Source organism: Acinetobacter sp. UBA6720 (assembly GCF_002454215.1).
GTDB lineage: Bacteria > Pseudomonadota > Gammaproteobacteria > Pseudomonadales > Moraxellaceae > Acinetobacter.
This window is the reverse complement of record NZ_DKIK01000156.1, coordinates 1,259-2,634: the sequence shown is the minus strand read 5'-3', so window position 1 is coordinate 2,634 and position 1,376 is coordinate 1,259. Positions and strand designations below refer to the sequence as shown.

Below are 1,376 nucleotides of genomic sequence, written 5' to 3'. Positions count from 1 at the left end.
GCGCAGCAGCTAAAGAAACTGCTAAAGTTGCGTTTGCACCTAATTTTTCTTTGTTTTCAGTGCCATCAAGCGCGATCATTGTATTATCAATGTCTTTTTGCTCAAAAACTGATTTACCCAACAAAGTGTCACGAATCAATGTGTTAACATTGTTAACTGCTGTACGAACACCTTTACCTAAGTAACGTGATTTATCTCCGTCACGAAGTTCTAAAGCTTCACGAGAACCAGTTGAAGCACCAGATGGTGCACATGCACGACCAACAACCCCAGATTCTAAAATTACGTCTGCTTCGATGGTTGGGTTACCACGAGAGTCCAAAATTTCACGTGCACGAATGTCAACGATTTGGCTCATGAACAATTCCTCTTTGAATGAATATGAGCTGCGGTTAAAGCAGCGTAAGGGTTATAAAACAACTCAATGGGTGTCTAACTTTTTGAATCCTTTAACTAAAGTATCCAATTCTTTGATTTGTGCCAAGAACGGTTCAAGTTGCGACATACGTAATGCACAAGGTCCATCACATTTTGCATGTTCTGGGTCTGGGTGTCCTTCCAAGAACAATCCAGCCAAACCAGTTGCCATTCCAGCGCGTGCTAAAGTTGTAATTTGAGCACGACGACCACCTGCTGAGTCAGAACGACCACCAGGGGTTTGTAATGCATGTGTCACGTCAAAGAAAACTGGCACATTCATTTCTTTCATTGTGTCAAAGCCAAGCATATCTACAACAAGATTGTTATAACCAAATGCTGAACCACGTTCACAAAGAATAAGTTTGTCGTTTCCTGCTTCTAAACATTTGTGCAGGATATGGCGCATTTCATGAGGTGCTAAAAACTGGGCTTTCTTAATATTAATAATAGCCTGTGTTTTCGCCATCGCCTCGACAAGATCAGTCTGACGACTTAAGAAAGCGGGTAATTGAATAATATCGGCTACTTCTGCAACTGGTGCAGCCTGATATGGCTCGTGCACATCAGTAATGATAGGAACATTAAAATGTTTTTTAATATCACCTAACCATTCGATACCTTTTTCAAGTCCAGGACCACGGAATGAATGCAGACTAGAACGATTTGCTTTATCGAAACTCGCTTTAAATACATAAGGAATATCTAAGCGTTTGCAAATATCAACATAGGTTTCTGCAATTTCAAAAGCTAAATCTTTTGATTCAAGTACGTTCATTCCGCCAAATAATACAAATGGCAAATGATTTGCCATTTGTATATCGCCTAAACGTACAACTTCTTGTGGTTTTAATTGTGACATTTAAACTTTCCCAGTTTATTTAAAATCGCATTATTTACTTTTTTGATGCTGTGTTTTTGCAGCGTCAATAAAACTAGCAAATAATGGATGTCCATCA

General features: G+C 39.2%; 2 protein-coding genes and 1 pseudogene. All 3 read right to left on the bottom strand.

Going from position 1 to position 1,376, the window contains the following annotated elements; genetic code table 11:
• Positions 1 to 358 (bottom strand): annotated as a pseudogene (eno, locus tag B4F08_RS13800) (phosphopyruvate hydratase); the annotation flags it as partial.
• A 63-nt stretch (positions 359 to 421) separates the two neighbouring features.
• Complete coding sequence (gene kdsA, locus B4F08_RS13795; RefSeq protein WP_002121042.1) at positions 422 to 1,279, bottom strand: 3-deoxy-8-phosphooctulonate synthase; 858 nt, start codon at positions 1,277 to 1,279, stop codon at positions 422 to 424.
• 30 nt (positions 1,280 to 1,309) lie between these two features.
• The coding region (locus B4F08_RS17290; protein WP_414632481.1) for a hypothetical protein at positions 1,310 to 1,376 on the bottom strand (67 nt) is incomplete at its 5' end.